Source organism: Propioniciclava soli, assembly GCF_038502305.1.
Lineage (GTDB): Bacteria > Actinomycetota > Actinomycetes > Propionibacteriales > Propionibacteriaceae > Propioniciclava > Propioniciclava soli.
The window spans coordinates 371,084-395,669 of record NZ_CP115965.1; the positions used below are offsets into that span (position 1 = coordinate 371,084).

20 protein-coding genes and 2 pseudogenes are annotated in these 24,586 nt (G+C 72.0%); 11 read left to right on the forward strand and 11 right to left on the reverse strand.

All coding sequences use genetic code 11. From position 1 onward, the window contains the following. Positions 1–5: 5 nt before the first annotated feature. The 3 genes and pseudogenes from PCC79_RS01605 to PCC79_RS01615 form a co-directional block, all read right to left on the reverse strand. Positions 6–1,376 carry a carboxylesterase family protein gene (locus PCC79_RS01605; RefSeq protein ID WP_342372801.1) on the reverse strand — a complete coding sequence of 457 codons (1,371 nt, stop codon included), beginning with the start codon at positions 1,374–1,376 and terminating at the stop codon, positions 6–8. 54 nt (positions 1,377–1,430) lie between these two features. Next, positions 1,431–1,853 carry a hypothetical protein gene (locus PCC79_RS01610; protein ID WP_342372802.1) on the reverse strand — a complete coding sequence of 141 codons (423 nt, stop codon included), beginning with the start codon at positions 1,851–1,853 and terminating at the stop codon, positions 1,431–1,433. Positions 1,854–1,983: 130 nt separating this feature from the next. Then, positions 1,984–2,181 (reverse strand): annotated as a pseudogene (locus PCC79_RS01615) (helix-turn-helix domain-containing protein); the annotation flags it as partial. Positions 2,182–2,282: 101 nt separating this feature from the next. Between PCC79_RS01615 and PCC79_RS01620 the strand changes: the two are divergent. Beyond that, positions 2,283–3,296, forward strand: a complete 1,014-nt coding sequence (locus tag PCC79_RS01620) for a zinc-binding dehydrogenase (protein ID WP_232548810.1) — start codon at positions 2,283–2,285, stop codon at positions 3,294–3,296. Between the two features lie 69 nt (positions 3,297–3,365). On the opposite strand, the gene PCC79_RS01625 is transcribed toward PCC79_RS01620, so the two are convergent. The 4 genes from PCC79_RS01625 to PCC79_RS01640 form a co-directional block, all read right to left on the reverse strand. Beyond that, a complete protein-coding gene (locus PCC79_RS01625; RefSeq protein WP_232548811.1) occupies positions 3,366–4,814 on the reverse strand; it encodes an MFS transporter in 1,449 nt (482 codons plus the stop codon). 12 nt (positions 4,815–4,826) lie between these two features. Beyond that, positions 4,827–5,957 carry a hypothetical protein gene (locus PCC79_RS01630; RefSeq protein ID WP_342372803.1) on the reverse strand — a complete coding sequence of 377 codons (1,131 nt, stop codon included), beginning with the start codon at positions 5,955–5,957 and terminating at the stop codon, positions 4,827–4,829. A 14-nt stretch (positions 5,958–5,971) separates the two neighbouring features. Further along, entirely contained in the window at positions 5,972–6,625 is a 654-nt protein-coding gene (locus tag PCC79_RS01635) for a YiiX/YebB-like N1pC/P60 family cysteine hydrolase (RefSeq protein WP_342372804.1), read from the reverse strand. Positions 6,626–6,762: 137 nt separating this feature from the next. Further along, on the reverse strand, positions 6,763–10,152 hold the full coding sequence (locus PCC79_RS01640) for a hypothetical protein (protein WP_232548814.1): 3,390 nt from the start codon (positions 10,150–10,152) through the stop codon (positions 6,763–6,765). A gap of 203 nt (positions 10,153–10,355) precedes the next feature. Between PCC79_RS01640 and PCC79_RS01645 the strand changes: the two genes are divergently transcribed. The 4 genes and pseudogenes from PCC79_RS01645 to PCC79_RS01660 all read left to right on the forward strand — a co-directional run bounded on the left by PCC79_RS01645 (position 10,356) and on the right by PCC79_RS01660 (position 12,373). Then, positions 10,356–10,637 (forward strand): cell division protein SepF, encoded by a 282-nt coding sequence (locus tag PCC79_RS01645; RefSeq protein ID WP_342372805.1) that lies wholly within the window; start codon positions 10,356–10,358, stop codon positions 10,635–10,637. Between the two features lie 409 nt (positions 10,638–11,046). After that, positions 11,047–11,289 (forward strand): annotated as a pseudogene (locus PCC79_RS01650) (transglycosylase family protein); the annotation flags it as partial. Between the two features lie 113 nt (positions 11,290–11,402). Next, positions 11,403–11,690, forward strand: coding sequence for a hypothetical protein (locus PCC79_RS01655; RefSeq protein ID WP_342373648.1), 288 nt, complete (start codon positions 11,403–11,405; stop codon positions 11,688–11,690). A 104-nt stretch (positions 11,691–11,794) separates the two neighbouring features. Further along, a complete protein-coding gene (locus PCC79_RS01660; RefSeq protein ID WP_342372806.1) occupies positions 11,795–12,373 on the forward strand; it encodes a DUF4870 domain-containing protein in 579 nt (192 codons plus the stop codon). Positions 12,374–12,603: 230 nt separating this feature from the next. Here PCC79_RS01660 and PCC79_RS01665 read toward each other — a convergent pair whose 3' ends face one another. After that, entirely contained in the window at positions 12,604–13,551 is a 948-nt protein-coding gene (locus PCC79_RS01665; protein ID WP_342372807.1) for a DNA-3-methyladenine glycosylase 2 family protein, read from the reverse strand. Between the two features lie 94 nt (positions 13,552–13,645). Here PCC79_RS01665 and PCC79_RS01670 point away from each other — a divergent pair, with 94 nt between their 5' ends. The 5 genes from PCC79_RS01670 to PCC79_RS01690 all read left to right on the forward strand — a co-directional run bounded on the left by PCC79_RS01670 (position 13,646) and on the right by PCC79_RS01690 (position 19,731). Beyond that, positions 13,646–14,194: an NADPH-dependent FMN reductase gene (locus PCC79_RS01670; protein ID WP_232548818.1), complete on the forward strand. Its 549-nt coding sequence runs from the start codon at positions 13,646–13,648 to the stop codon at positions 14,192–14,194. A 64-nt stretch (positions 14,195–14,258) separates the two neighbouring features. Beyond that, complete coding sequence (locus PCC79_RS01675) at positions 14,259–15,092, forward strand: aldo/keto reductase (RefSeq protein ID WP_232548819.1); 834 nt, start codon at positions 14,259–14,261, stop codon at positions 15,090–15,092. Between the two features lie 299 nt (positions 15,093–15,391). After that, positions 15,392–16,705 (forward strand): L-lysine 6-transaminase, encoded by a 1,314-nt coding sequence (lat, locus tag PCC79_RS01680; RefSeq protein WP_232548820.1) that lies wholly within the window; start codon positions 15,392–15,394, stop codon positions 16,703–16,705. Between the two features lie 11 nt (positions 16,706–16,716). Next, complete coding sequence (locus PCC79_RS01685) at positions 16,717–18,123, forward strand: 2-oxoadipate dioxygenase/decarboxylase (protein ID WP_342372808.1); 1,407 nt, start codon at positions 16,717–16,719, stop codon at positions 18,121–18,123. Continuing rightward, complete coding sequence (locus PCC79_RS01690; RefSeq protein WP_342372809.1) at positions 18,124–19,731, forward strand: L-piperidine-6-carboxylate dehydrogenase; 1,608 nt, start codon at positions 18,124–18,126, stop codon at positions 19,729–19,731. It begins immediately after the preceding gene. 52 nt (positions 19,732–19,783) lie between these two features. Here the strand turns inward: PCC79_RS01690 and PCC79_RS01695 are convergent, their stop codons facing one another. From PCC79_RS01695 to PCC79_RS01705, 3 genes are read right to left on the reverse strand one after another with little or no spacing between them, the layout of a single operon-like run. Then, positions 19,784–20,101, reverse strand: coding sequence for a Rieske (2Fe-2S) protein (locus PCC79_RS01695; RefSeq protein ID WP_342372810.1), 318 nt, complete (start codon positions 20,099–20,101; stop codon positions 19,784–19,786). Continuing rightward, on the reverse strand, positions 20,098–22,578 hold the full coding sequence (nirB, locus tag PCC79_RS01700) for a nitrite reductase large subunit NirB (RefSeq protein ID WP_342372811.1): 2,481 nt from the start codon (positions 22,576–22,578) through the stop codon (positions 20,098–20,100). The genes PCC79_RS01695 and nirB overlap by 4 nt, the downstream gene beginning before the upstream one ends. Continuing rightward, the gene (locus tag PCC79_RS01705; RefSeq protein WP_232548825.1) at positions 22,578–22,925 is read right to left on the reverse strand and encodes a hypothetical protein; all 348 of its coding nucleotides are present in this window, start codon (positions 22,923–22,925) and stop codon (positions 22,578–22,580) included. Before PCC79_RS01705 ends, nirB begins: the two co-directional genes overlap by 1 nt. Before the next feature lie 184 nt (positions 22,926–23,109). Between PCC79_RS01705 and PCC79_RS01710 the strand changes: the two genes are divergently transcribed. Beyond that, positions 23,110–24,579, forward strand: coding sequence for a DUF1593 domain-containing protein (locus tag PCC79_RS01710; RefSeq protein ID WP_342372812.1), 1,470 nt, complete (start codon positions 23,110–23,112; stop codon positions 24,577–24,579). Positions 24,580–24,586 lie beyond the last annotated feature (7 nt).

Below are 24,586 nucleotides of genomic sequence, written 5' to 3' on the forward strand. Positions count from 1 at the left end.
ACGCCTCAGGCCGCCAGCGCCGCCACGGTGATCAATCCGGGCCGACGCCGCGGCGCGAGGCGTCCGGTGCGCGCGAGGTCGCCCCAGATGCCGCGCACGGTGCGGCCGGCGACATCCACGTCGCGCCACGTGCTGCCGGCGAGGATCGCCGAGCCGCGCCAGGCGTCCTCGTCGCCGAAGAGCAGCGGCAGGTCGATCGTGTGGGCGGCCCGGTACGGGTTGCGCGGCGGCCCCCAGTCGAGCACGTACTGGTAGCCGTGCCCGCCCGCGCGGTGGTGGCGGCGGCCGAACGCCCGCGCACCGCGTCCGTACACCACCTCGGTGAGCGACCGGACGGCCGCCTCCCGGACGCCGCGCCCCAGGCCCGGCACGGTCCCGGCCCGGCGCAGCGCCGGCACCTCGTCGGTGAACAGGGCCACCTCCCGCGCCGTCCAGCCCACCAGCACGTCGACGTCGTGCGCCACGTCCGACCACGCCTCGTCGCGCTCGCCCTCGGCGGGCAGCGGGTCGAACCCGTACTGGACGCCGAACGGCATCGCCGCCCGGAGGCCGAAGGGGCGGGCGGCGGCCTCGACATGGGCCTGGGCGGCCACGATCTCGTCGGCCGAGGAGTCCTCGTCGATGCCGGACGCCTCCTCAGCCATCGCCGCGCTCATCGCCGCCCGCTCCAGCGTGAGGCCGAACGGGGCGCTCGCGATGATGGCCCGCTGGAACAGCCCGCGGGTGCCCTCGGCGATCATCAGGTGCGCGACCGAATCCCCGCCCGCCGACTGGCCGAACAGCGTCACGTTGCCGGGGTCGCCGCCGAACGAGGCGATGTTGCGGTGCACCCACGCCAAGGCCTCGACCTGGTCCAGCAGCCCCAGGTTCGCCGGGCGCCACGCCTCGGCGCCGAGGTAGCCGAACATGCCGAGCCGATAGGTCACCGAGACCACCACCACCCGCTGCTCCATGACCAGCGGGTAGGGGTCGAAGATGCTGATGTCGCCGGCCCCGGTGGTGTAGGAGCCGCCGTGGATCCACACCATCACCGGCAGACGGTCCGACGGCGACGCGTCGATCGGCAGGGTGATCGACAGGTTCTGGCAGTGCTCGCTCACCGGTTGCGGCTGCAGCGTCGGCGGCAGGATGACGCTGGGTTGCTTGATCGGCACCTGCGGGCACGACGGCGACCAGCGCGTCGCCTCGAACGGACGCCGCAGCGTCGTCACCGGCCGGGGACGCTCGTGGCGGCCGGCCTTCGCGTACGGGATGCCGGTGGCCCGGGCGACACCCCGATCGGTCCAGCCGCGGATTTCACCGGCCGGGGTCGTCCACACCGGCGCGTCCAGCCGCGACGGCTCGGAGGCGTGCGCCGGGGGAGGGGGAATGTCCATCGTCAGCCTTCTGCGTGGTGCGGTCGAGAAGGGACGCGGCGTCCCGCATCAAGGCTAGCCAGCCTCGGCCGCCACCGGGTCACTCGCCTGGTTGCCCACCCAGCTGGCGAGCAGGCCGAGCGCTTGGGCGTCCGCCGTGCCCGGCTCGGCCATGTAGGCGTTGAGGGTGAGCCCTTCGTCGGCGGTGAGGGTCATGGCCTCGTAGCTGAGCGTCAGCGACCCGACGACGGGGTGGTGGATCCGCTTGGTGCCGGTGCGGTGCTGGCGGACGTTGTGCGCCGCCCACCGCTGCGCGAACGCGTCGCTGCGCGTCGAGAGCTCGCCCACCAAGTCGTGCAGGCCGCGGTCGTGGGGGTACTGGCCGCCGAGCGTGCGCAGCAGCGCGGCGGAGGCGTCGGCCACCTCGTCCCAGTCGGTGAAGAACTCCGGCGCCGCCGGATCGAGAAACACGAACCGTGCCACGTTCGGACGCCGCATCTCCCAGATCGGCGCGTACAGGGCCCGGCCGGGTGCGGCCGGACGCGTTGGCCGTGGCCGCCAGGTCGGCGAGGTGGGCGCGCTCGGCCTCGTCGAGCTGCAGGGCATCGGCCAGCGCGGTCAGAACCCCCTCGGAGACGCCGGCCAGGTTCCCCCGCTCGAGCCGCGTGTAGTAGTCGACACTCACGCCCGCGAGCATCGCGACCTCCTCGCGCCGCAGCCCACTGACGCGCCGATTGCCGCCCCACAGCGGCAGTCCGGCCCGCTCGGGGGTCAGCCGGTCGCGGCGGGTGCGCAGGAAGTCGCTGACCTCGGCCTTGGTGTCCATGCGTTCACCGTACGAGCCGACGCCTCCGCGAGGGAGGGTTTGCCAGTACCCCGATCGGCGGGGCCTTCCCCGCGCGGGCGGGCGGGGTGTGGAATGGAGGCATGTTTGGAGCTGTCATCCACGCCCCCGGCGACGTCCGCCACGAGGAGCGCACCGACCCCGTCATCGAACACCCCACCGACGCCGTGATCCGCACCGTCGCCGCCTGCGTCTGCGGCTCCGATTTGTGGCGCTACCGCGGCATCAGCGAGGTGACCGAGCCCACCCCGATCGGCCACGAGTACGTCGGCGTCGTCGAGGAGGTCGGCGGCGACGTCACCACCGTCGCGCCCGGCGACTTCGTCGTCGGCGGCTTCACCCACAGCTGCGGCACCTGCGCCGCCTGCCGGGCCGGCGCCACCTGCAACTGCCTCAACGGCGGCGGCTACGCCGGCTGCCAGGCCGAGAAGATCCGCATCCCGAACGCCGACGGCACCCTGCTCACGGTGCCCGGGCCGGTGGACGACGACCTCGTGCCGAGCCTGCTCGCCCTCTCCGACGTGATGTGCACCGGCTGGCACGGCGCCGTCAGCGCCCGCGTGGAGCCCGGCGCGAACGTCGTCGTCGTGGGCGACGGGGCCGTGGGGCTGTGCGCCGTGCTCTCCGCGGCGACGATGGGCGCCGGGAAGGTCATCGCGCTCAGCCGCCACGCCGATCGTCAGGCCGTGGCCACCGAGTTCGGCGCCACGCACATCATCGCCGAGCGCGGCGAGGAGGCGATCGCCCAGATCAAGGAGCTCACCGACGGCATCGGCGCGGACTGCGTCATCGAGTGCGTCGGCACACAGGACGCCCGCCTGACCGCCGTGGACGCCTGCCGGGTCGGCGGCGACATCGGCCTGCTCGGGGTGCCCCACGGCGATCTGCCGGTCGACCAGCTCTTCTGGCAGAACAAGGGCCTCAAGGGTGGCCCCGCCCACGTGCGCGCCTACCTGCCGCACCTGCTCGAGCTCGTGCTCAGCCGCCAGATCAACCCGGGCCGCGTCTTCGACCTGGAACTGCCGCTCGCCGAGATCGGCGAGGCCTACGCCGCCATGGACGAGCGCCGGGCCATCAAGACGCTCGTGCGCCCCTGAGCCCCCACCCTGAGCGGCGCTGGCAAAGTGATCCGGAAACGGATCACTTCGCCAGCGCGTCGCTCGGCCTCACCGGGTGGCGCGGTGCTGCCGGAGGTCGAGCACAGCGAGCAGCAGCGCACCGGTGAGGCACACCGTCACGGCCGCGAAGGCCGCGATGAAGGCGTCCGCCCAGTCGGCCAGGCCGACGGTCAGGAAGAACACCCCGGTGATCGCCGCGTTGCCCATGGCGGTGGCCGTGCGTTCGACGGTCTGCTTGAGGCCGGACGCCGCGCCGCCGTGGGCGGGCGGGATGTCCTGCATGCTCAGGGTCTGGTTCGCCGAGCCCAGGGTCCCCATGCCGAGGCCGATCAGTGCCAGGGGTGCCGCCAGCCACCAGAACGAGATGCCGGCGGCCCCGATGAGCCAGCCGACGACCAGGCTGAGCAGCGTGGCGCCGATCATGACGCTGATGGCGACCACGACGAGCCGGCGGCCGTGCTCCATGACGAAGCGGACGGTCCAGATCGCCGCCCAGCCCGACAGGATTGCGTTCGGCAGGCCGATCAGGCCCGCCGCCAGCGCGCCCACGCCCAGGCCGGACTGCAGGAAGAGCGCGACGACGACGAACGTGCTCGTCACGCCCAGGAACACCGCCCCCGAGACGGCGATGCCGTTGCGGAACGACCGGTAGGCGAAGAGGTCCAGGTCGATCAACGGCTCCCCGCCGCGCGCCGCGTAGCGGCGCTCCCACCGCGTCCACCCGAAGCCCAGACCCAGCGCGAGCGGCAGCAGCAGCCAGGCCCAGGCCGCGCGGGCCATGAAGGGATACATGAGGCCCAGAACGGTCAGCGTCGCCAGCGTGGTTCCCACGGGGTCGAGGTCGACGCGGCGGCGGTCGGGCCCGGCCGTCGCCCGCCGCGTCCGCTCGGTCTCGAAGGGGAACCACCGCCACGCGAGCACGATGCCGGCCAGGCCGACCGGCAGGTAGGTGAAGAACGTCCAGCGCCAGCCGGACGTCGGCCCCACGGCCTCGATGATCGCCCCCGACAGCACCGGGCCCACGGCCACGGACGCCGCCACCACCAGCCCGAGCAGCGCGAACGCCCGGGCACGCCCGCCGCCGGAGAAGTATTGCTGGATCATGCCGGTGACCTGCGGGGAGTACAGCCCGGCGCCCAGGCCCTGCACGAGCCGGGCCGCGTTCAGGGCCAGCGGTGAACCGGCCAGGCCGCACGCCAACGAGGCCACGACGAACACCGCCATGCCGACGCAGAAGAGCGAGCCGCGGCCGAGGACGTCCCCGGCCCGGCCGGCCGGGATGAGGGTGACACCGAGGGCCAGCGCATAGCCGGACAGCACCCACTGGATGTCGGACGGGCTGGCGCCCAGACCCTCCTCGATGGTGGGCAGCGCGACGTTGACCGACGACACGGCCATGAGCGACATGGCCATGGCCAGCAGCAACACGAAGAGGATCCGCCGCCGGTCGAAGGTGCGGGCCGTGCCGGGCACGTGGATCGCGTTGCGGTCGGTCATGCCGTCGTTCTATCACGCGGGTGGTGTCAGCACCCCCGCGACGTAGTGGTGGTCGGGGCCCTCCGGGGGCGGCAGGGCGACTGTTGCGGCCTCTGCGAGATCGGGCAGCGTCCGGGTGGACAGGCGTGCCGGCCCCTGCTCGACCTGCGTGACGACGAACAACGCCGTGGGCGTGGCGGCCGCCGTCAGCAGCCCCTCGCCGACGTCGACGCCGCTCACCGCGCCGTCGGCGCCGACGCGGCTCACCGTTTGGTAGTCGCGCGTCGGGCGGAAGGCCGGATTCATGAAGGTGTGGGTGACGTACAGGTCGCCCGCCACGTCGAGGAGCAGGCTCGGCGCGGGCGCATCCAGGGCCACCCGGGCCTCCTGGCCGGTGGTCGGCACGACCGAGATGAGCGCATCGCCCTCGACCTCCGCGTCGCCGGCCTGGCCGAGCGTGCCGGTGAGGTGGAGGGTGTCGCCCTGCACGACGGCGCCGCCGAAGGCCACGGTGTCGGGCCACTCCACCCGATCACGCTCGGCGAGCGTGGCGGCGTCCAGGGTGAGCAGGACGCCGACGTCCCGCGCGCGCCCCATCGTCCGCCCGAGGGCGTACACCACCTCGCCGTGCGCGACGAGGTGGGTCAGGTCGAGCTCGGCGAAGGACGCCTCGGCCACCACCGCGCCGGCGGTCGTGCGCCGCCGCACCTCGGCGGCGCCGTTGCGGGTGTTGGTGGTGACGACGTCGCCGTCCACCTCGACGATCGCGCGGATCACCGGTTCGTCGACCGCCAGCGCCGCGGAGGTGCAGGCGGCCGTGTCGTAGCGCACCAGCTCGGTCCTGCTGCGCTGGGCGTCGCCGTTGGCGGCGAGCCACACGTGGCCGTCGCCGCGGGCGATGACCTCACCCGGCGCCGCCTCCAGCCCCTGGTGGGGCAGGGACTGCTCCCCCACGACGGCGCCGTCGCGGACGAACACCACCGTGCTCGTCCGGGCGTCCTGGCTCGACCAGAGCAGCGCGGCGTCCCAACCACCCGCGGGGCAGCCGGCGTCGGCGGCCGCCGTCGGGGCGGCCGGCATGATGCCGCAGGACGCGGTGAGCGTCGCCGTCGCGAGGGCGACGGCGGCGCCTAGGGCGCGGGCGAGGGAACCCGGGGTGCTCATGGGGGCGTCCCCGTTCAGGACTTGCGCCAGAGCAGCGACACCTGGCTGTTGTTGACCAGCTCCATGGGGTGCACCGCCCCCCAGTAGGCCGAGGTGTTCAGGTCGATGCCGAAGTTGTCCTTGTAGGACGCCCACACGAGGTGGGAGCAGTAGAAGCTGTTGCGGGTGCCGGTGTTGAAGTAGTTCCAGTTGTAGGGCTTGCCGCGCTGGCCGTAGGCCCACCCGGCGGCCGTCGCGTCCTGGGCGCTCGAGGTGGCCTTCGTGGTCACGGCGTACGCCTGCGACTTCGTGGAGTTCCAGTTGTTGGAGCCGGTGACGACGCCGCCGGACACGGCCTCCACCACGGTGGAGGAGCTGTAGATGATGGCGGCGTGACCGGTGGGGATCAGGTTCTTGAAGGCGTCCGGGGTGACGAGGATGACGCCCTTGCGGGTCGGGTAGCTGCCGTAGGAGGCCAGCGGCGAGGCGGCTCCGGTACGCACGGACGCCTTCGGGTCGATCGAGACGGGCAGCGTGTCGGCGCGGGCCACCAGGGCGGCGGTGGTGGCCGCGTCGCTGGCGCTCATCGCGTTCGGTGCGGGGGCGGCATGCGCTGCGGCGGGGAGGGCCAGGGGGGCGGCCAGGGCCAGCCCGAGGCCGACAGTCAGCTTGGCGAGGAATTGCTTCATGGAGGGCTCCGTTCGGGTGTTCGCAGGTGGGGGACGTCGGCGGGACGACCTGCGAGCACGCTAGAACGGCTCCGACCGCAGCCGGAAGGGCTGCGGTCGGAGACTGGCTGAAAGCTAACGAGACGCCGGAACGGGGCTCACAAGGGCTGGCGACCCAGGGTGCCGACGAGTCGCTGACGGTAGTCCGAGGACTGCCGGTCGGCCAGGAACGCGCGGGTGTCCTCGAGCCGTTCGGCGAGCCCGAGCCGCTCGGCGGCCTCCTCGTTGTCGGGGTTCTCGAGGAAATCCTCGAGCGCCCCCACGGCCCGGTCGGAGCGACGGACGTCCTCGGCCTGCTTGGCGTCCAGCCGCGCGGCGTACCAGTCGCTGGACGCGATGGCGTCGCGCTCGAACTGGGCCCGGAAGGCGTCGTCGGCGAGCGTGAGACCGTCCGCCGTCGCCCCGTTCGCCATCACCTCGAGCAGCGCCCGCAGCGGCGGGATCGCAAACTCGACGGTTCCGTCATCGAAGTAGGCGCGCGCGACCCGCTCGTGGGTCTTCACGATCGTGGCCATCGATTCGGCGAAGGTGTCGACGTCCTGCAACTCCGGCTGCAGCATCTCCGGGGTGAAGACGACGTTGGGGTGCAGGAAGATGCGCCCGAAGTAGGTCGTCGCGAACGCCTCGTTCATGCGGTAGCCCAAGCGGCTCGCCGCGACGGTCGCCCCCTGGTGCTCGAAGTCCGTCAGGCGCTCGAGGAAACCGTGCTCGATGAGGTTGGCGGCCGTCCGCTCCTGGGGTGTCATGCGGCTGAACAGCTCGGGCACGAGCATCGAGAAGTCGTGGTCGATGCGCATCTTCGGGCCGATGTACCCCGCGGAGCTGAGCCAGCCGTCATAGCCGGTCAGCGCGAAGGACAGGAAGGCGGCGTTGAGGTCGAAGATGGCCGGCAACGCGTTGAACGGGGCCTTCGTCATGGCGCCCTCCGAGCCGGCGCCCGTCGTCGAGGGCGACTTGCCGGTCATCGAGCTGATGAACTCCATGAAGAGCTCCGGCAACTCCATGTAGTGCAGCGGGTTGTAGGTGCACAGCGGCGGGACGCCCGGCTCGGCCGGGTTGTTCCGACGCCCGGCGGCCACCACGTCCACCGGTGCCGGGCAGGGCTCCGAGGTCGGACGCCGCAGACCCATCGCCAGCGACGTGACGGCGCTCGCCGTGCCCGTGGGGTCGGTGAGGTCGGGCCGCGTCTGCAGGTAGCGCGGGTTCTTCGAGCGCTGGCCGTTCACCAGCCGCGGGTTGGCCGAGCACACGAAGTAGGTGGGCCCCTCACCCTCCGGGCGGTTCGCGACGTCGGCGATCAGGTCGGCCATGGGCTCGGTGAACTCGCTGAACGCCTGCACGTCCTGCACCATCGCCCGCGCGTCGTCGGACGTCAGCGGCTGGAAGTTCGAGATGAACGTCCCCGGCTCCGCCATGTCCTTCTCGGTCTGCTTGTCGTAGCCGCGGTGGATCGCGTCGTCGGGGCGCTGGAACAGCTTCATCTCGCAGTTCTGCAACACCTTGCGCGGGCGGTCGGACGCCGAGGCGTCCACGGTCGACACCGAGCCCGCGGGCACCACGACGGACGCCGTGATGTCGTCCTCGGTCTGCACCTTGTACGCAGCCGAGAAGTCCGGCCGCAGGCTGAACAGGCGCCAGCTGCCGTCGGCCTCGAAGCCGACGCGCAGGTAGTTCGCGACGATCTCCTCCCCGTCCAGCCGCAGGGCGTTGCCCTCGCGTCCGTTGAGCATGCGCACGCTGAAGTGCTCGCGCCAGTCCTCACCCCACTCGGGCCGGTGGAACCGCTTGACGGTGAACAACAGCTCCTTGATGTGCGCGGGGATGCGCTCGAGACGCTTGTTGTGCGCGTCGGAGAACGCGGACGAGGGCGTCATCAGCTTGATGACCGAGCCCAGGCTCCGCTCGGTGCTGAGGACGCCGCGGTGGTCGACGCCGTTGGCGGCCGCATCGGCGAAGCGCTGCGAGTAGTCCCGGTCGATGAGGGCCTGGACGGCGTCCATGTCCTCCTCGAAGTCGGACACGAAGCTGGTGCCGAACACGAACGCGTCGAGGATGGACTTGCTGATCTCGCTCTTGCCGCCGCCGGAGACCGTGGCCGGCTTGTGGCAGTGCGTCGGGCTGGGCGTGGTGCCGACGAGGTGCCAACTCGTCTTGTCCGTCTCCCGGTGCTTGGCGTGGATGCGGTAACCGTTCGGCAACAGGTAGTGGTGATTGGCGAGCAGCGGGATCTGACCCGCGCCCTCGGCCGTGTCCCAGCTGATCGTCTGGTCGCCCATGGAGAAGGTCGCCCGCGCGGGCACGATGGTGATGTGCGGCCAGTGCGCGTCCAGCGCGTGTCCTTCGGGCTGGAGCTGGAACCGCTCCGGATCCCGCGCCACGACGTCGGCGACCGTGTAGTCCTCGGGCGTGCGGTCGTCGGTCCAGGTCGTCCCCAGGTTGTAGGCCGGGAAGCACAGGGCACCGCCGGCGTGCTCCTCCTCCGCCGCACCCAGCAGGTTCGCGGAGTAGGAGATCTGGGTCTTGACCTCCTTCTTGCAGTAGCCGAAGTAGTTGTCGGCGATCACGGTCGCGATGACGCCGCGCTCGTCGCGGATGCACAGCTTGAACGCGCTGCCGTTGTTGTACAGCTCGTCCTCGGACTCCCAGCACTGCCCGTCGCGCTGCTGGCGCTCGGTGGCCTCGCTGACGTGCGGCAGGCCCAGCTCCTTCTTGGTCAGCTTCGTCAGGTGCGGCGCGAGCACGACCAGGCCGGTGTGGCCGGTCCAGTGCCGGGGGTCGAGGGAGGCGTCGTTCTCGGGGAGGTAGGGATCCCCGGCGTTGCCGAAGATCGCCTCGACGAAGTCGAGGTTGGAGACCAGGCCGCCGGGCACGATGAACCGCACCTCGAGGCGACGCTCGTGCATGACCCCGGGCACCTCGGGTTGCACCAGGGGGCGCAGCAGCAGGGAGACGAAACACTCGGCCGGCTGGTCGGTGGCGGACGTCCAGGGCAGGCGCATCCACTCGGCGGGGGCGTCGAAGGCGGCCTCGAAGATGCGCGAGGCGGCGTCCTTGCTGACGGCGATCTTGTCGTCGGGGATCGGCAGGCCGCCCTCGGCGATGTGGAAGACGCCGGCCGTGGTGCGGCGGTCGTTGGCCGGGTTGTGGAGGACGCCATTCACGAGGCGGTAGCTGGAGAGCAGGCTGGAGTTGAACTCGTCGGCGTCCAGGGGCAGGGACAGTTCGCGCGCCAGGCCCGGCTGGTCGAGCACGAGGGTGCGGCGGGGGAGCTGGGGCGAGCCGGAGGCGTCCGCCAGGTAGTCGTCGAGGAAGTGCTGGATGCGGCCGTCGGTGGGGGAGAGTCGCTCGGAGAGGCGCCGGGCCATCTCGCGCTGGCGGGCCAGCAACGGGGCCACGACGTGCTGACCCTCGTCCCCCTCGGCGTTCACCGGCGACTGGCCGATGAGGGCGAGGCGGAGGTTCAGGGCGGCGGTGGAAGCAGAGCTCATGCGTCCATCCTCCCTTCTCGGCGCCGGCTCCGGGCACCGTTGGGCGGATTGTCATCGAACAGTCACACGGGCCGCGGCACCGATGCCGCGAGCCGCGCGGCACCGGTGGTGCCGGGCGGGGCGACGGGTCTGGGAGGATGGACGCGTGCCCGGGCCGGCAGGCCGCGGGTGGGGGCCGGGAACGAGAGCAGGCGAGGACAGGCATGGCGGACGGACGCAGCATCGTGGTGTTCCACCCGACGTCGTACCGGGATTCGCGCCCCATCGGGGAGCGGTTCCGCGACGGCGACGTCGTCCTGTGCGACCTGAGCTGGTTGGAGCCCGACGAGGCGCACCGCCTGGTGGACTTCGTCGCCGGGCTGGTGTTCGGCCTCGGTGGCAACATCGACAAGGTGACCACGCACGTGCTCGTCCTGGCGCCCCCGGGGGTGACCGTGCTGGACGACGCCGAGCACCTCACGGGCTCCTTCTACAACCAGAGCTGAGTGACGCGGGGGAGCCGGGAATCCTTTCCTGAGAAAATTCCCCAAGGGGTGCTCGGCATGCCGGCCGAGCGGAGCAGGTGGGACGAGGGCGTGGCCCGGCCGTGGCAGGGGGCTGTGGCTAGGGGCTGTGATGGGAGCGGGGGTTGGCTGCTGACGCCCCGGGTGTCGAGGAGGCCCGGATTGCCTGAGAGATTCTTGGCGAACTCTTGCATCGCGTCGCCCGGCCCCGTACCGTCAGCGGAAACCGCCGCGACCGTGTGCCCCCGCACCGCAGCAGCCGCCGGACCGGGACTGCAGGGACGCACCGGAGCGGGACCTCGACGGAAGGATGACGACGATGAGCATGCGCAGGTTCGTGACCCGCACCACCGTGACCGCCGCGGCGACGGGCGGGCTGGTGTTGGGCGGCATGGTGGCCGCCCCCAGCGCGCAAGCATTCGACCTGGCGGTGTGGGATCGGGTGGCCCAGTGCGAGTCGACCGGCAACTGGGCGATCAACACGGGCAACGGCTACTACGGCGGGCTCCAGTTCTCGGCGTCGACCTGGCGCGCCTACGGCGGCGCCGAGTACGCGTCCTACGCCCACCAGGCGAGCAAGGCCCAGCAGATCGCGATCGCGCGGCGCACGCTGGCCGCGCAGGGGCCGGGGGCCTGGCCGACCTGTTCGCGACGCGCCGGCCTGACGCGTGACAACGGTGGGGCCGACCGCAACGCCGTGCCGGTCGACTCCGGCAGCGCGCCCAGCCGGGGCGTCGACCCCCCCCGGTGCCCGCACCGGCCCCGGCGCCGGCCACCGGCAAGCTCGCCGAGGACGGCAAGCTCGGCCCGGCGACCACCCGGGCGCTGCAGCGGTGGGTGGGCGCGAGCCCGGACGGCCGGTGGGGTCCGGCGACCACGCGGGCCCTCCAGGCGAAGGTCGGCGCGCGCGTCGACGGACGCCGCGGGCCCGAGACCACCCGCAAGACCCAGGCGTTGATCGGCCACCCGCAGACCGGCGTGTGGGGGTCGAGCACCACCCTGGCCCTGCAGCGCTACCTCAACCAGCAGGGCTGACCCGGACGCCCGCGGTGGCGGGCGGCATCAGGGCCGCCCGGAGCGATCCCTGAAAGCGGGCCCACCCCCTGTTGGCTCGACAGGGGGTGGGGGAGGATCGAGCCATGACGCAGTCACAGCCCCACCCGCACGACCCGCAATCGCCCGATCCGGAACACGGCCAGCAGCGGCGCCCCTCGGCGCAGACCGCTTGGCAGAATCCCGCGGACGCGCCGCCCCCGTTCCCGCAGCCGCAGTACACGCAGCCGCAGTCGACGCAGCCCCCGTTCGCGGCGGGGCACCCGGGCAACCTGTACGCGGGGCGTCCCCTCGCGGGGCGCCAGCCGATCGACGCCCAGGAGCGGACCTGGGCCGTGGTCGCCCACCTGTCCTCGGTGATCGCCTGGGCGGTCTCGGCGGGCTGGCTCAGCTTCGTCGGCCCGCTCGTCATCTACCTGCTGCAGAAGGACCGCTCGCGGTTCGTCCGCAACGCCTCGTCGGGGGCGTTCAACTTTGCGGTGAGCATGGCGATCGTGTCGATCCTCGGGTGGATCCTCACGTTCACGTTCGTGGGCGCGGTGATCGGCATCCCGATGATCGTGGTCGGCGGCCTGGGATCCCTGGTGCTCGGCATCATCGGCGCCCTCCGCGCCGCCAAGGACGAGCCCTACACCTACCCCCTGCAGATCCGCATCCTCTCCTGACCGCCCCTGGCGGCCGCGACACGCTCGCTTGTGTCTCAAACTCCAGGTTCGGTAGCGGAGTTTGAGACCCAAACCGGAGTGTGAGCCTGGAGGCGCGCGACGCAGGACCGCAGGCGCGTCGACAACCCATGCACGTGCCCGCGTTGTCGACGCGGCGCCCCGGATCTGTGTCGACAACCCATGCACGTGCCCGCGTTGTCGACGCCGGCCGGGCGAGCGTCGTCACTCCCTCAGCGCGGTAGATGCGTGCGCGGCGCCATCCGGGCACCGTGGCGCGGGTGGTGGTGGCCCGCGAGCTCCAGCAAGCGCTGCACCCGGTACCGCTGACCCAGGTACGGCTCCAGCAGTTCGAGCAGGGCGTCGTCGTCGATCTGCTCCCCGATGAGCGCCCAGCCGATGTTCCGCGCCACGTGGTAATCGCCGAAGGCCACGGCGTCCGGATCGCCGTGGGCGCGGGAACGGACCTCCGCCGACGTCCACACCCCGATGCCCGGCACCGTCCGCAGCCGGGCATCGGCGGCGCTGAACGAGCCGGCCAGCGTCCGCTCCAGCCCGGCGCTCACGGACGCCGCCCGCAGCACGGTGGTGCTCCGCGCATGATCGATGCCGAGGCGGAGCCACTCCCAACTCGGAATGTGCCGCAGCTCCTCGGGCGTCGGGGGGAGCCACAGGTCGATCTCCTCCGGAGCCCCGGGCGCGTGCGTCCCGAAGCGGCGCACCAGCCGCCGGAAACCGGCGAACGCCTCCTGGCCCGTCACCTTCTGCTCGATCACCGCAGGCACGAGCGCGGCCATCACGACCCCGCCCCGGCCGACGCGAAAGTGCGGGTGTGCCCGGTGCGCCGCGACGAGCAGCGGATGCCGCGGCGTGAAGCCCGTCGGGTCGTCGTCCGCCCCCAGCATCGCCGGCACGTGCTCCAGCGCCCAAGCCGCGCCCTCACCCCAGGCGGACGCCTCCACGACGCCCTCGCTGCCCCGCACCCGGACGGCCAGCGTGGCCGCACCCTCCGGCGTCCGCAGGCCGCGCCAGTGGTGCCGGACGCCGTCGGCGCCGGTGATGCGGTACGTCGGGTCGCCGGCGCCGCGCCGCCACGTCGACCACACCTGCCCCACCGGGCAGGGCCACGCGGGCGTCCAGATCCGGGTGGCGACCATCAGCGCGCCACGGCCGCGTCGCACGGGGGGACCGTCATGCCCACCATTGTGGAACACCCCCCGACGCCCGCGCGAGCGGGTATGATTGAGACGTCAATCAAATCTGGGGGAGCAAAGCATGAAGATCGGGATCATCATCGGGTCGATCCGGGAGGGACGCGCGGGGGAGTCGGTGGGCGCCTGGGTGTTCGAGGACGCCGAGAAGCGCGAGGGTGCCTCCTACGAACTCATCGATCTGAAGGACTTCGACGTCCCCCTGTTGACCGACCCCCGCCACCCGATGTCGATGGGCAAGTCCTACGACGACGAGCGGGTGCAGGCGTGGAGCGACGCGATCGACGCCTGCGACGCCTACGTGTTCGTGACCCCGGAGTACAACCACGGTGTGCCGGGCGCCTTCAAGAACGCCGTCGACGTCCTCGGTGGGGAGTGGATGGGCAAGGCCGTCGCGTTCGTCGGCTACGGCTCGGTGGGCGGCGTCCGCGCCATCGAGAACTGGCGCACCGTGCTCGCCAACTTCCAGATGTACGACGTGCGCCCCGAGGTGAACCTGAACCTGTTCACCGACTTCACCGACGGGCAGGCCACCCCCGACCCTCGGCACCGTGAGAACCTGGCCGGACTCTTCGACGCCCTCGAGGAGGTCGGCGGACGCCTCGCGTCCTGACCCGAGCCGGGCGGGCCGTCTGCCCCCGCGGTGCGGGGGCGCCGGGCGGGGTTACATTGCAGGGGTGATCCCCACGCTGACCCTCGCCCACGGCACGCCGATCCCGCAGCTGGGGTTCGGCACATACAAGATCGATCCCGCGGACGCCGAACGGGCCGTCTCGATTGCGCTCGAGCTCGGCCATCGTCACGTCGACACCGCGGCCATGTACGGCAACGAGCGCGATGTCGGACGCGCGCTCGCGGCGTCCGGTCTACCTCGTGATGAATTGTTCGTCACGTCCAAGCTCGACAATCCCCACCACGCGCCGGACGCCGCCCGCGCGGCCTTCGAGCGCTCGCTGGACGACCTCGGCCTCGACGTGCTCGACCTGTACCTCATCCACTGGCCGCTCGCGGCGACCACGGATTACGTGGCGACGTGGGAGACCCTGGTGGAGCTGCAGCACTCGGGTCGCGTCCGCGAGGTGGGGGTCTCGAACTTCCAACCCGCCCACCTGCGGGCCGTCATCGACGCGACCGGCGTTGTGCCGGCCGTCAACCAGATCGAGATCAACCCCTACCTGACCCAGGAGCCCCTGCGTGCGCTGCACGCCGAGCGCGGCATCGTCACGCAGGCCTGGTCGCCGCTGGCGCGCGGCCGGGTGTTGGACGATCCGGTGGTGCGGCGGGTCGCCGACGCATGCGGGCGGACGCCCTCCCAGGTCGTCCTGCGGTGGCACCTGCAGCGCGGCGACGTCGTGTTCCCCAAGTCGACGCACCGCGAGCGCATTGCGGAGAACCTGGACGTCTTCGGCTTCGAGCTGGACGCCGAGGCGATGGCCTCGATCGACGCCCTCAACCGCGACGAACGCAGCGGCAGCGACCCCGACGTCGTCGAGCTGGGCCGGGGGCGCTGACACACGGGCCAGCCACTTCGCTCCCCGGCCATAGCGGTGCTCTCGTTCCACGGCACCTCGCTCCCCGGCCGTAGCGGCCCCCTTCGTGCACGAGGAGCCCCGCAACGGCAGGGGAGCGCAGTGCCTCGGGGTGACCATTCAGCCCCCCCCCCCCCCCCCTCACCCCCCAGCCCCGCCACCCCCGGGCAGCCCGGCGCCCCGGGTGCCCAGCACCCACCCCCGCACCTCGGTGGAAATATTGGCCCGATGTCGCCGCGAAACGGTTGATCATTGCGTCAGACCGCCGCTACTGTGAACAAATGCTCGCACCGATCGCTGCTGACCGGGTTCACGAAACACTGGGTCGCCACCTGCTCATCGACGGCATGCCGTTGGTCCTCGATCTCACGGCCTCGCACGGCACCACCCTGGTGGACGCCGAGACGGGCACGGAGTTCCTCGACATGTTCACGTTCTTCGCGTCCAATGCCCTCGGCATGAACCACCCGGCGTTGGCGCAGGACGAGACGTTCCGCGACGAGCTGCTCGAGGCGTCGCTCAACAAGCCGAGCAACTCCGACATCTACACCGTCGCGATGGCCCGGTTCGTGGAGACCTTCGCCCGCGTGATGGGTGACCCCGGGCTGCCGCACTACTTCTTCATCGAGGGTGGGTCGCTCGCGGTGGAGAACGCGCTCAAGACGGCGTTCGACTGGAAGTCCCGCCACAACGAGGCCCACGGCCGCGATCCCGAGCTCGGCACGCAGATCATGCACCTCACCGAGGCGTTCCACGGCCGCTCGGGCTACACGATGAGCCTCACCAACACCGACCCGAACAAGATCGCCCGCTTCCCGAAGTTCGCCTGGCCGCGCATCGACACCCCCTACTGCGCCGACGGCCGCGACATGGACGCCGTCGAGGCCGCCACGCTCGCCCAGGCGGCTGCCGCCTTCGAAGCCCACCCGCACGACATCGCCGCGTTCATCATGGAGCCCATCCAGGGCGAGGGCGGTGACCACCGCTTCCGGCCGGAGTTCCTGCAGCGGATGAAGGCGCTCTGCCACGAGCACGACGCCCTGTTCATCCTCGACGAGGTGCAGACCGGTGGCGGCATGACCGGGACGCCCTGGGCCTACCAGCAGCTCGGCGTCACCCCGGACGTGATGAGTTTCGGCAAGAAGCTGCAGGTCTGCGGCATCACCGCCGGCGGACGCCTCGACGAGGTGCGTGACAATGTTTTCGCCGTGCCCAGCCGCATCAACTCCACCTGGGGCGGCAACTTGGCCGACATGGTGCGCTCGCGGCGCATCCTCGAGGTCATCGAGGCCGATCACCTCATGGAGCGCGCCCGCACCGAGGGCGTCCACCTGCTCGGACGCCTGCGCGAGCTCCAGGCGCGGCATGCCGGCGTCACCAACGCCCGCGGGCTGGGCCTCATGTGCGCGATCTCCCTGCCCGACACCGCGACCCGCGACGAGGCCATCCGCCGCCTGCAGACCGACGAGCGCGTCCTGATGCTCGGCTGCGGACGCCGCTCGCTGCGGCTCCGTCCGCCGCTCACCGTGACCCGGGCGGCGCTCAACCACGCGCTCGACGCCCTCGACCGCGTCCTGACCGCCATGGACCGGTGAGGAGGCCCGCCATGTACGACACCCACGCGCTGCGCGCCGCGTTCGCCCGCTCGCTCTCGGCGATGTACGGCACCGAAGTGCCGGCCTACACGACCCTCGTGGAGGTCTCGACGGCGGTGAACTCCGATCACCTCGCCGCCCACCCCGACACCGCCGAACGCCTCGGCCGCATCGATCGCGTCACGGCTGAACGCCACGGTGCCATCCGCGTCGGCACGGCGTCCGAGCTGCGCCGGGTCGCCCAGGTGTTTGCCGCCCTGGGCATGGAGCCCGTCGGCTTCTACGACCTGCGCGGGGACGCCGCGACCTCGCTCCCGATCGTGTCCACCGCCTTCCGCCCGACGACGCCGGAGGCCCTGGCGATCAACCCGTTCCGGGTGTTCACCTCGGTGCTCGTCACCGACGACCGGCGCTACTTCGACGCCAAGCTCACCCACGAGCTGGACGCCTTCCTCGGCTGCCGTGAGCTCTTCGACGACGCCGTGGTCGAGCTCGCGGCCCGCGCTGAGGCCGACGGCGGGTTGCCGGACGCCGACGCCGAGGAATTCCTCCGGCGCGCCACGGCGTGCTTCGAGCTCTCCGACGAGCCGGTCGACCGCCGCTGGTACGACAAGCTCGCCGAGATCTCCGGCGTGGCCGCCGACATCGGCGGCGTCACCACCACCCACATCAACCACCTGACGCCGCGCGTGCTCGACATCGACGACCTGTACGCCCGCATGACGGCCCTCGGCATCACGATGATCGACGAGATCCAGGGCCCGCCGCGCTGGGAGGGCCCCGACGTGCTGCTGCGCCAGACCTCGTTCAAGGCCCTGGCCGAGCGGCGCCGCTTCCGCGAGCCGGACGGGTCGGTCGTCGACGGGACGCTGTCGGTGCGCTTCGGCGAGGTCGAGCAGCGCGGCATCGCGCTGACCCGCGCCGGGCGTGACCGCTACGACCGCATGCTCGCCGAGGTGGACGCCCGCTCCGCCGGGCTCACCCCGGAGCAACGCAACGACGTGAAGCTGGACGTCTGGCGCACCCACCTGCCGGTCACCGAACAGGGCCTCGCCGACGCAGGGCTCGCGTACTTCACCTACAGCGTGACCCCGGGGGCCGAGGCCGGTGGCGGGACGGGGCCGGTCGGTGACACCACCACGCTGTCGGAGCTGGTCGCGTCCGGGGTGCTGGAGCGCACGCCGATCGTCTACGAGGATTTCCTGCCCCGCTCGGCGGCGGGTATCTTCGCGTCCAACCTGGACTCCTCGGGCAGCCGGGACGCCTCGCGCGAAGGATCCGCGCGCGACGAGGCCTGGCTCGCCGAGGCCATGGGACGCCCCGTGCACGACCCCCTGGCGCTGTACGCCGCCCAGCAGGAGGCGTCCATCGAGGCCGCCGCGGCCGCCCTGGGCACCACGATCATCAAGGAGAGCTGAATGCGGACCACCGCTGACCTGACCGCCCTGGCCCTCGGCGCCCTCGAGCGTCTGGGCGTCGACCCCGCGCGCACCACCCCGCTCGACGACCCGTCGGCCGGCCGGCCCGGCGACGCGGCGCACGGGCTCGTCGCGCGCTCACCGATCACCGGCGGGGCGCTGTGCGGCGTCCGGGTCGACGATGCGGACGCCGTGGCCGCGGCCGTCGCGGCGGCGTCCGATGCCTTCGTCGCCTGGCGCGAGACCCCGGCGCCCCAGCGCGGCGCGGTCGTGAAGCGCCTCGGCGAGCTCCTCACCGAGCACAAGGAGGATCTGGCCGCGCTCGTCACCATCGAGGCCGGCAAGATCCACACCGAGGCGCTCGGCGAGGTGCAGGAGATGATCGACATCTGCGACTTCGCCGTCGGGCTCAGCCGGCAGCTCTACGGGCGCACGATGCCCTCGGAGCGCGCGGGCCACCGGCTGCAGGAGACGTGGCAGCCGCTCGGGGTGGTCGGGGTGATCTCGGCGTTCAACTTCCCCGTCGCCGTCTGGTCGTGGAACACCGCCATCGCGCTCGTGTGCGGCGACCCGGTGGTGTGGAAGCCCTCGGAACTGACCACGCTGTGCGCCCTCGGCTGCGACGCCCTGCTGCAGCGCGCGCTGCGCGAGCACGACGCCCCCGCCGGGCTCCACGCCGTGGTGCTCGGCGAGCGCGCGGTCGGTGAGGCCCTGGTGGACGACCCCCGCGTCGCCCTGGTGTCGGCGACCGGCTCGACGCGCATGGGCCGCGAGGTGGGCCCGCGGGTGGCGTCCCGCTTCGGCCGCTGCCTGTTGGAGCTGGGCGGCAACAACGCCGTGATCGTCACGCCGTCGGCCGACCTCGACCAGGCGGTCAGCTCGGTTGTGTTCGGCGCTGCGGGCACCGCGGGGCAGCGGTGCACGAGCACGCGGCGGCTGCTGGTGCACGCGTCCGTGGCCGACGAGGTGGTCGGACGCGTCGCGCGCGGCTTCGACTCCCTGCCGGCCGGCGACCCGTTCGACGACGGCGTCCTGCTCGGCCCGCTGATCCACGACGCGGCGTTCGACGCGATGCAGGCCGCGCTCGACCGGGCGCGCGCCCAGGGTGGCGAGGTCGTCACCGGTGGCGAACGCATCGTGCCGGGGGACCAGCCGGACGCAGACGCCGACGCAGAGGCAGAAGCAGAGACCGGCGCGGACGCGGGCGGCGTCTGGGTACGCCCCGCGCTGGTGCGGCTGCCGGCGCAGGACGGCGTCATGCTGGCCGAGACGTTCGCGCCGATCCTGTACGTCGTCACCTACGAGGACTTCGACGAGGCCCTGGCGCTGCACAACGCCGTCCCCCAGGGGCTGTCGGGTGGGCTGTTCAGCAATGACGTCCGCGAGGCCGAGCGCTACCTCGGGGCGTCCGGTGCGGACACCGGCATCGCGAACGTCAATGCGGGCACCTCGGGCGCGGAGATCGGCGGCGCGTTCGGCGGGGAGAAGGAGACCGGCGGCGGGCGCGAGTCAGGCTCGGACGCCTGGCGCGCCTACATGCGCCGCGCGACCAACACGATCAACTTCTCCGGGTCGGTGCAGCTTGCCCAGGGCGTCGACTTCGGCTGACCCGGCCCCCTCACCCCCGGTCAGCGCGGCGTCACCCCGGGCCAGCGCGGCGTCATTCCGGAACCGTGACGACGACCCGGCCGTCCTCGACGCGCGCGTCGAACCGGGGCAGGCGGAAGTCGCCGTTCACGCAGGCGCCGGTGGCGAGGTCGTAGCCGAACGCGTGCAGCGGGCACCAGACGACCGCCTCGTCGCACTGGCCGTCCGCAATCGGGCCGCCGCGGTGGGGGCAGACCGCGCCGAGGGCGTGCACCGTGTCGTCGCGCATGCGGAACAGCGCGAGCTGCTCGTCGGCCACCACATACGTGCGGCCCTCCTCCACGGCCAGGTCGCCCAGGGCGCAGACGTCGATCTCGATGGCGTCGCTCATGCGTCACCGCCCCGCACCGGCACGAGCGGCAGCGCGACCAGGGGCAGCGCTGTGCGGAACTGACCCGGCGTGGCGGGGGCGTCCCGGTCGAGCCAGGGGTCGGCGTAGTTGTCCACCGACTCCTGCAGCCGCGCGTCCAGCCCGGCGCACACCCCGTCGCGGTCGGCGATGAGGATGGCCTGCAGCTCCTCCAACCCCACGCGGGGCACGAACGTGTAAGTGCGCTCCAGCCACTTCGCGTTCTCCCGGTAGTACTGGATGAAGCGCCCGGCGAGGAGGATGGCCTCCTCGCGCGAGTCGACGGTGACGAACAGGTCGCCCTTGCGGATGTGGGCGCCCGCGGCGCCGCCGATCCACAGCTCCCAGCGGCCACCCTCGACGGCGACGACGCCCACGTCCTTCACCAGGCTCTCCGCGCAGTTGCGCGGGCAGCCCGACACGGCCAGCTTGATCTTGGCCGGCGCCTCCAGGCCTTGGAAGCGGGTCTCCATGGCGATGCCCAGGCTGGTCGAGTCACCGGTGCCGAAGCGGCAGAACTCCTGGCCCACGCACGTCTTCACCGTCCGGAACGACTTGCCGTAGGCATAGCCGCTCGGCATGTCGAGGTCGGCCCACACCTTCGGCAGGTCCTCCTTGCGGATGCCCAGCAGGTCGATCCGTTGGCCACCGGTGAGCTTCACCATCGGCACGTCGTACTTCTCGGCGACGTCGGCGATGCGGCGAAGCTGCTCCGGCGACGTGACGCCGCCCTTCAGCTGGGGCACCACGGAGAACGTGCCGTCCTTCTGGATGTTGGCGTGCACCCGGTCGTTGATGAAGCGCGCGTCGCGCTCGTCCACGTAGTCGGGCCCCCACATCATCTTCAACAGGGAAGCCAGCCCCATCTTCGAGCGGGCGTCCGGCTGGCCCTCGGGGGCCAGCGCGGCGAACACCGACGAGACCGAACGCAGGTTCTGCTCTCGGATCGCCGCCATCAGCTCCGGCTTGCCCATCGGGACGCCCGGCACGTACCAGTTCGCCGAGGCGTCCACCGTGACGGCGTCGCCGGCGGCCCACGCGAGGATCGCGCAGACCTGCTCCTTGCACGACCCGCACCCCTTGCCGGCGCGGGTGGCGTCCATCACCGCACCCAGCGAGGTGCAGCCGTCGTGCACGGCCCCGACGATCGTGCCCTTGGTGACGCCGTTGCAGTTGCAGATCTGGGCATCGTCGGGCAGGTCGGCCACCGACTGCTCGGGCGCGGTGCCCAGGTCGAACAGCAACTCGGCGCGGGTCTCGGGCAGGTCGAGGCCCTGGTCGAACGCGCGGGTGAGGAACGGGACGCGGCTGGCGTCGCCGAGCATGGTGGCGCCGATCACCTTGTTCTCACGGACGATCACCGACTTGTACACCCCACGCTTCGGCTCGGAGAACACCACCTGCTCGTCCCCCTCGCGCTCGGGGGTTCGGACGCCCATGGAGGCCAGGTCGATGCCGGCGACCTTGAGCTTCGTCGTCGTCTTCGTGCCGCTGTAGCGGGCGGACGGGTCGGTGCCGGTGATGTTCGCGGCGAGCACCGCGCCCTGCTCCCACAGGGGCGCGACCAGCCCGTACACCTCGCCGCGGTGCTGGACGCACTCGCCGACGGCGTACACGTCGTCGTCGTCCACGGTGCGCATCAGGTCGTCCACCACGATCGCGCGGGCGACGGTGAAGCCCGAGATGAGCGCGACGGACGTCTCGGGCCGGATGCCGGCGGTGACGACCACCATGTCGCACGGAATCGGATCCTGGCCCTCCACCTGCACGGCCTGAATGCCGACGCGGGGCACGTAGTCGACCGCCACGGTGCGCGCGTTGGTGATGACCCTGATGCCCATGTTCTGCAGGATGCCGGCGAGCACCTCGCCGCCCGCGGCGTCCAGCTGTTGGTTCATGATCGTCGCCGAGCGCTGCAGCACCGTGACCTCGGTGCCCTGCTTGTGCAGCCCGTGGGCGGCCTCGAGCCCGAGCAGGCCGCCGCCGATCACGACGGCGCGGCGCTCGCCGCCGCGCGCGTGCTCGAGCATGGCGCGGGTGTCCTCGATGGTGCGGAAGCCGAAGACGCCCGAGCGCAGCTCGCTGTAGCGGTCGCGGATGCCCGGGATGTCGGGGATGAACGACCGGCTCCCGGTCGCGATGATGAGTTTGTCGTAGGACGTCTCGGAGCCGTCGTCGGCGTAGACGACCTTGGCGAACCGGTCGATCCGCTTGGCCCGGACGCCGGCGTGCAGCGTGATGCCGTTCGCCGCATACCACGCCAGCGAGTTGAGGAAGATCGAGTCGAAGTCCTCCTCGCCCGCGAGCACGTGGGAGAGCGCGATGCGGTTGTAGTTGCCGTGCGGTTCCTCGCCGAACATGGTGATGTCGAACAGGTCCGGCGCGCGCGTCAGGATCTCCTCGACCGTCCGGGCCCCGGCCATGCCGTTGCCGATGACGACGAGCCGCTGGCGCTCCATCAGTACTCCACCAGGCCCAGGTCGACGACGACGGCGCCGCTCACCCCCGCCGGGGCGGCAAGCTGGAGCTCCAGGACGGAGTCGCCCATCACGTCCTCGACCACGCGCAGCGGCACGTGGGTGTCCGCCTTCGCGCCGATGGGGAAGTAGCGCATGGGCTCACCGTCCTTCAGCAGCACGGCGAGCACGAGCTCGTCGGTGCTGTTGCCGCCGCGGAAGTACAGCGCCTGGGCCGTCGATCCCCCCGCCACGGTGTGGGTCAGCGGGGGATTAGCGGGGGCGGGGGCGTCCAGGCCGGCACCGGTGACGGTGCGCACGCCCTGGAGGAAGACGTTGGTCGATTCCATGCGGTTCATCGTGCTGGGTACGCGTTACGCGGCGGGGGCGTCCGTGTTGTGTGCGTGTTACGGGCGGCTCACACCCCGCCGGCGCGGGGAGTGATGCCGCCCCGGACGAGGACGCGGCGCACCGGCGACCCGCGGCGGCTAGGCTCACTGGCACACCCCTTCACCGCCGAGGAGAGGACCCGCCGTGGCCAAGCCGCGCACCATCGTGACCACCGATCCCGAGCTCGACGACCTGAACTCGATGCTGCGGTTCCTGCTGTACAGCAACGAGGTCGAGATCCTCGGGCTGGTGTACGCGTCGAGCCGCTTCCACTACGCGGGCGATCCGGACGCCGGCGTCGCGCCCCACCGCTGGCCCGCCGAGGGTGACCGGCTGCACATCGACGAGGCGGTGGACGCCTACGCGCAGGTGTACGACCGGCTGCGCGTCCACGCCGAGGGCTACCCGAGCCCCGGCCACCTGCGCTCGCTGATCGCGATGGGCAACGTGGCGCAGGAGGGCGAGTACGCCACCGACACCCTGGGTTCGTTGCTGATCCGCGAGGCGCTGCTGGCCGACGACCCGCGGCGGCTGTTCGTGCAGGTGTGGGGCGGGCCGGCCACGCTGGCGTCCGCGCTGCGCTCGATCCAGACCGAGTTCGAGGGCACGGACGGCTGGGACGCCCTGCATGCGCGCATCAGCGCCGCCCTGGTGATCACCGCGTTCTGGGAGCAGGACGCGTCCTTCGCCGAGTACATCCGCCCGAACTGGCCCGCCGTGGAATTCCGGGACATGGCGACCATGGCCTGGGGGTACGGGACGCGGCGCAGCGTGCTCGCCGAGCACCACCACTACCTGGCACCGGACTGGACGCGGCAGAACGTCTCCGAGGTCGGCCCGATGGGGGCCGCCTACCGGGTCTGGGGCGACGGGAAGTTCATGGCACCGGGCGACACGGAGGACTACTTCGGCCACGCGGGGAAGACCGCCGATGAGTTGCGCGCGCAGGGTTATGAGGTCTGGATCGACCCCGAGCCGGCGGGGGCCTTCATTTCGGAAGGGGACTCCTCGACGTTCGCGCTGCTCGTCGACAACGGCCTGCGCGCCCACGAGGACCCGACGTGGGGCGGGTGGGGCGGGCGACAGGTGCGCAGCGACACCGACCCGCACACCTGGACGAACCACCTGGTTCTGGGCCCGCCGGACGCCGTGCCGGAGCCGCCGGCGGCGTCCCTGGACGCGGGGCCGGACGGCGAGCCGCGGCGGGACTACGCGGCGGCGCGCTGGTGGGAGTTCATCCAGCGCGACTTCGCGGCGCGGCTGCGCTGGAGCGTCACCGAACGGTACGCGGATGCCAACCACCATCCCGTCGTGGCGGTGCAGGGGGATCTTGACCGGACGGTGTCGGCCGGGGACGAGGTTCGGGTGGTCGCGGAGGCGTCCGACCCCGACGGCGATTCGCTGAGCGCGCGCTGGTGGCAGTACCGCGAAGCCGGCACCTACCCGGGTGAGGTCTCCCTGGAGACCTCGTGGGGCGCGGCCGGGCTGACGTGCGCCTTCACCGTGCCGGAGGATGCCGAGGCGGGGCAGACCATCCATGTGCTGCTGGAGGTGAGCGACGTCGGCGCCCCGGCGCTCACGCGCTGGCAGCGCGTCGTGGTGACGATCGGCTGAGCCGCCC